General features: G+C 36.9%; 3 protein-coding genes. All 3 read left to right on the top strand.

Going from position 1 to position 6,358, the window contains the following annotated elements; genetic code table 11:
• The first annotated feature begins 213 nt into the window (after positions 1-213).
• The 3 genes from FFR48_RS09510 (at position 214) to FFR48_RS09500 (ending at position 6,301) form a co-directional block, all read left to right on the top strand.
• Positions 214-1,383 carry a trypsin-like peptidase domain-containing protein gene (locus tag FFR48_RS09510; RefSeq protein WP_137667189.1) on the top strand — a complete coding sequence of 390 codons (1,170 nt, stop codon included), beginning with the start codon at positions 214-216 and terminating at the stop codon, positions 1,381-1,383.
• 164 nt (positions 1,384-1,547) lie between these two features.
• On the top strand, positions 1,548-2,120 hold the full coding sequence (locus FFR48_RS09505; RefSeq protein WP_137667188.1) for a COP23 domain-containing protein: 573 nt from the start codon (positions 1,548-1,550) through the stop codon (positions 2,118-2,120).
• Positions 2,121-2,233: 113 nt separating this feature from the next.
• Positions 2,234-6,301, top strand: a complete 4,068-nt coding sequence (locus FFR48_RS09500) for a serine protease (protein ID WP_137667191.1) — start codon at positions 2,234-2,236, stop codon at positions 6,299-6,301.
• Positions 6,302-6,358: the final 57 nt, after the last annotated feature.

Raw genomic sequence — 6,358 nt, 5'->3', positions numbered from 1 at the left:
CATTTTTTGGGATTTCAAGAGATGGCAAAGAAATTTTCAAATCTCCTCCTGACTCCTGACTCCTGACTCCTGACTCCTGACTCCTGACTCCTATGCCCTCACGGAAAGACTTTCTCAGCAACCCCTATTTACTGATATTCTGCATTAATAAGCTTTATAGCGTTGGTTTTTCCAGGTTGAAATATTAACTGTATCCGAATTGTGTATCAAACGATGATGAACAACAGATTCTTACAATGTGCAAGTGTAATATGCACTATATTTACCGTTCTTGGGGTGAATAGCTTTGAAAAGCAGCTATCCTTCAGGGAGCAAAAAGCACTGTACTCTAACCTTGTACTAGCACAAACATCCCAGGAACAGATTGCCCGCCAAGTTTATCAAAAATCAAGTCCGGCTGTGGTGACGGTTCAAACAGGTCAAGGTCATGGTAGTGGTTTTATTATCAGTAAAGATGGGTTAATTATCACCAATGCTCATGTCATTAAACCACCACCAAGAAATGAAGAAGAAGTAGAAAAGTATAATCCAAAAGATTTCCCCAGTGTAGTGACTGTTGTTTTTTCTGATGGGAAGAAAGTCGCGGCTGATGTATTGGGTTTTGGTAAAAATGGATTAGATTTGGCAATGCTGAAAATCCATAATCAGAAAAACTTGCGGACACTTGATTTAGCTGCGGCTGGATCTGCGAAAGTAGGCGATCGCATTTTCACTCTTGGTACTCCTCTGGATGCAGATTTCAAAGACACTTTTACCCAAGGAAACATTACTCGTATTGATTCCAGGACTGGAGAAATTCAACATGATGCAGTCATACAAGGAGGTAATTCTGGGGGACCACTTCTTAATAGCAAAGGTCAAGTGATTGGCGTGAATACAGCAGGAATTGTCGGACCTGGAAAATTAAATAGTGGGATGAATTTTGCTATTCCTGTTGCTCAAGTGCAATCTTTTATTACTGCTGCCAGAAAAAAAGATATTTCTTCTGTCTCTACCCTATTTGAGAAATCCACAAAATCTGCTATTGCTAATATTTCGCTTAACGGTCAGATCATTAATAATAGTTTGGCTGAAGGCGATCGCATCCGAGAAAATGGTAGTTTTGTGAATTTATATCAATTTCAGGGTCGAGCCGGTCAACGGGTAGTAATTGAAATGACCAGTCAGAAAATTAATTCACTTTTGAGTTTATATCAAGTGAGCGAATCTTCTGAAGGTAACAGTTTTAACAAAATAGCCGAAAACGATGATAGAGGGGCTGGTGATTTTAATGCTCAAATAGATATGACATTACCAGAAGATGGAGTTTATATAATAGTTGCCACTTCTCAACAACGAGGAGAAACTGGAAATTACAGTTTACAGGCAACAGCTAAACCTTAAATAGTGGGTATATTTTGCTAAAAAAGGATTTTTCAATGAACAGGAGTCAGTTTTTTAACGGTTACAGAAAAAAGCACTATTTGATAATCTAACAATTTATCAAATATGTGATCCATTACCTTAAAATAATGATTTTTTAATTTATCAATCTCAACAACAATATTATGCGACAACAATCATTTTTCATCACTTTAGGACTAGCTGCTGTCACATCTTTAGCAACTATTAGTCTACCTGCCAATTTTAGCCAATCAACTGCTGCCGAATCACAATCAAATCAAGTCACTTTCCTTTGTCAGCCAATGTTTGATCCAGCAAGTGGTGAGAGAATTCCGACTACAGTTGCTTGGATGCCTGAAAGAAAAGGTCATGTGTATTTTATTGGCTGGAAATCTGAATACTTTAATAAAGGTGGCTGGACTCCAGCAGAACGCTGTCAAAAAGTCTCGCAAAAATTCCAAGAGTTTTCTGAACAAGGTCGTTTGAATTTTCTGGCTACTGGGAAAATTAAAGGATATTCTGTTATCTGTGGTGTTCTTAATCAAGGAGAAACTTGCAATCCTAGTAATCAACTATTTACCTTAAAAACAGGGAGTGATGCTGAGGACGTAATACAAAAGTTAATGGATATTACTGAAGGTAAAAGTGCAGGGATAATTTTCCAAAATTCAGGTGAACAGTTGTATATATCTGTGGGAAATTTTTTAAAGAAATCCCCCTTAACTAACAATAATTAGAGGTTATTTTCCGAAAACCGGGGTAGGCACGGGGGCGCTACCCCTACATCAAACACACATAGAAATCCTAAATACGTACATTTTACATAATTTACAAATCACCCATCATGAACATGAATACCAAAACAGTCAGCATTTTCTCTTTAGCATTTTTATTAGTTTCCACTTTGAGTATTGAAACTTCATCTAATTCTATCTCCCTAGCAGCAATTGATAATATCAGTTGTCAAATCAAAGCCGATAATGGTGACACTGGAGCATATTCCCAAAAACAACTACAAACCATCGCCAAGAGAATTACAGTCAGAGTAATAGGTGATAATAACAGCGGTTCAGGAACACTCCTATCTAAACGAGGAAATACTTATCTAGTTTTAACTAATTCTCATGTAATTAGAGGAGTTAACAAAATTTCTTTAACAACAGCAGATGGTAAAACCTATAATGCACAAACAGTTCCTAACACTAACTTTAATAAATTTGACCTAGCATTATTACAATTTCAAAGCAATGAAAATTACTGTTTACAAGAAGTAGCTAATTCCGTACCTAATACTGAAATGGAAGTAATGGCGGCGGGATATTCTGCTACCAAAGGACAAATAGTATTTCGCACTGGTAGAGTAGAAAAAATAGCCGATAAACCACTAAAAGAAGGCTATCAAATTGGTTATAGTAGTGATATTGACCAAGGAATGAGTGGCGGTGCAATCATTAACTCTGTGGGACAAATCATAGGGATAAATGGTAGAAGTGCATACCCAATATTAAATACAGGTTATGTTTATCCTGATGGTTCACGTCCTAGCAATGCAGAAATCCAGGAAATGCGAAAACTCAGTTGGGGAATACCAACTTCCACCTTATTAGCACAAGTAAAACCAGAAATTCTCACCGCCTATTCCTTACCTGTACCAAATATTTCCCAACCAGTACCAGACGTACCAGCATTAACAGGATGGTTAGGAGAAATAGAACAAAAAGCCAAACAAATAACCGTGAGAATTGATAGTAGTGATGAATCTAATGGTTCAGGGGTAATTATCGCTAAAGAAGGAGATACTTATACTGTTTTAACTGCGGCTCATATTTTCTGTGAAAGTGAAAATGAAACTCAATCCTGTGGACTTTTTAATTATTCAATTCTTGCTCCAGATGGTAAACAATATCCTATAGAAAAAGGCAGTATTAAACTAGAATCAGGAGTAGATTTAGCAGTAGTTAAATTTAGAAGTCCAGCAACATATCAAATTGCCACCTTAGCAAATTATCCCACGAAAGATAATGAATATATATTAACAGCAGGATATCCCAAATTAGGGCAAACATCACCTTGGCGGTTGACAATGGGGCAGATTTTTAGTAAGGAAATAGGATTATTAGCAACTACCCAATCAGATTTTAACAGCAATAGTTCTGGTGCATCACAAAGTGCAGTTTCCTTAACCGGAGGATATGAATTAGTTTATAGTAGTATCACCTTTGGAGGAATGAGTGGGGGACCAGTATTAGATACCCAAGGAAGAGTAATAGGTATTCATGGACGTGCTGAGGGAGAAACAGCTATTGATGAAAAAACAGGTGATAGAGGTAGTAGTGGTGGAAAAGTACAAATAGGTAATAGTTTAGGTATTCCTATTAGTACCTTTTTAGCAATAGCAAACAAACTAGATACCCAAGGACAAAAAGTAGAAACTACCCCAGCAGCAAAATTAAATCAACAACAAGTTAACTCTATACAAGCAGCAATATTATCAGTAGATGTTTCCAAAGGAAATACTACCGCCAGTAAATGGATAGAAAGAGGAAATCAACTGTGGCGTTTACGTCGTTATCAAGAAGCTATAGAGGCTTTTGATAGAGCGATTCAGCTAAAACCAGCCTTTATTCACTTAGCTTATTATGGCAAGGGTTTGGCTTTATTGTGGAATAGACAAGATAGAGATGCTATAACTGCATTTGAGCAAGCAGTGAAAAGTCAACCTGATTTTGTTGCTGCTTGGAGTCAGCTAAGTATAGTTTATAGAAACTTACAGCAACCAAAGGAAGCCTTAGCAGCAATCAATAAAGCCATTGAACTTCAACCAAATAATCCTAATTGGTATAATCAGAAATCGGGTGTATTATCTGATTTAAAAAGGTATGCAGAAGCAGAGGTAGCGATAAATGAAGCGATTAAACTCAGCCCCCGTTCGGGATTTTACAACAATCGCGGTAATCTTTACAAAAACCAGAAAAAATGGGAATTAGCACTGGCAGATTATAATCAAGCTATCAAAATTAATCCTGATTTAGCTCCGGCTTACAACAATCGCGGTACTCTTTACAGTGACCAGAAAAAATGGGAATTAGCACTGGCAGATTATAACCAAGCTATCAATATTAATCCTGATTTAGCTCAGGTTTACAACAATCGCGGTGTTCTTTACTATGACCAGAAAAAATGGGAATTAGCACTGGCAGATTATAATCAAGCTATCAAAATTAATCCTGATTATGCTCAGGCTTACAACAATCGCGGTCTTCTTTACTATGAGCAGAAAAAATGGGAATTAGCACTGACAGATTATAATCAAGCTATCAAAATTAATCCTGATGATGCTGCTGCTTACAACAATCGCGGTAATCTTTACAAAAACCAGAAAAAATGGGAATTAGCACTGGCAGATTTTAACCAAGCTATCAAAATTAATCCTGATGATGCTGGTGCTTACAACAATCGCGGACTTCTTTACAGTGACCAGAAAAAATGGGAATTAGCACTGGCAGATTTTAACCAAGCTATCAAAATTAATCCTGATTATGCTCAGGCTTACTACAATCGCGGTCTTCTTTACTATGAGCAGAAAAAATGGGAATTAGCACTGGCAGATTATAATCAAGCTATCAAAATTAATCCTGATGATGCTGGTGCTTACAACAATCGCGGACTTCTTTACAGTGACCAGAAAAAATGGGAATTAGCACTGGCAGATTATAACCAAGCTATCAAAATTAATCCTGATTTAGCTCAGGCTTACTACAATCGCGGTCTTGTTTACTATGAGCAGAAAAAATGGGAATTAGCACTGGCAGATTTTAACCAAGCTATCAAAATTAATCCTGATGATGCTGCTGCTTACAACAATCGCGGTCTTGTTTACTATGAGCAGAAAAAATGGGAATTAGCACTGGCAGATTATAACCAAGCTATCAAAATTAATCCTGATGATGCTGCTGCCTACAACAATCGCGGTCTTCTTTACAGAGAGCAGAAAAAATGGGAATTAGCACTGGCAGATTATAATCAAGCTATCAAAATTAATCCTGATTATGCTCTGGCTTACTACAATCGCGGTCTTCTTTACAGAGAGCAGAAAAAATGGGAATTAGCACTGGCAGATTTTAACCAAGCTATCAAAATTAATCCTGATTATGCTAAGGCTTACAACAATCGCGGTAATCTTTACAGTGACCAGAAAAAATGGGAATTAGCACTAGCAGATTATAATCAAGCTATCAAAATTAATCCTGATTATGCTGAGGCTTACAACAATCGCGGTGTTCTTTACAGAGAGCAGAAAAAATGGGAATTAGCACTGGCAGATTATAACCAAGCTATCAAAATTAATCCTGATGATGCTGCTGCCTACAACAATCGCGGTGTTCTTTACGTTCAGCAGAAAAAATGGGAATTAGCACTGGCAGATTTTAACCAAGCTATCAAAATTAATCCTGATGATGCTAAGGTTTACTACAATCGCGGTGTTTTTTACAGAGAGCAGAAAAAATGGGAATTAGCACTAGCAGATTATAATCAAGCTATCAAAATTAATCCTGATGATGCTGATACTTACTACAATCGCGGTAATCTTTACTATGAGCAGAAAAAATGGGAATTAGCACTGGCAGATTATAATCAAGCTATCAAAATTAATCCTGATTTAGCTGATGCTTACTACAATCGCGGTGTTCTTTACAAAAACCAGAAAAAATGGGAATTAGCACTGGCAGATTATACCCAAGCTATCAATATTAATCCTGATGATGCTCTGGCTTACATGGGTCGCGGTCTTGTTTATTATGAACTTGGTGACAAACAAAAGGCAATTGAAAATTTCCAACAAGCAGCACAATTATTCCAGGCTCAAGGAAATACTGCTGCTTATGAACAAATCATGAATTTATTAAAACAGTTGTAGAGAGTTTCTTTGCTGATAACATTTTATTTGTCTGAATCAGGATATCCAGGATTTAAG

Source organism: Sphaerospermopsis reniformis, assembly GCF_005402885.1.
GTDB classification, from domain to species: Bacteria; Cyanobacteriota; Cyanobacteriia; order Cyanobacteriales; family Nostocaceae; genus Sphaerospermopsis; species Sphaerospermopsis kisseleviana.
This window is presented reverse-complemented; position numbering and strand designations above follow the sequence as displayed.

Coding starts and splice junctions, on each gene's coding strand:
- FFR48_RS09510 (WP_137667189.1), top strand. CDS start 214: ATGATGAACAACAGATTCTTACAATGTGCAAGTGTAATATGCACTATA.
- FFR48_RS09505 (WP_137667188.1), top strand. CDS start 1,548: ATGCGACAACAATCATTTTTCATCACTTTAGGACTAGCTGCTGTCACA.
- FFR48_RS09500 (WP_137667191.1), top strand. CDS start 2,234: ATGAATACCAAAACAGTCAGCATTTTCTCTTTAGCATTTTTATTAGTT.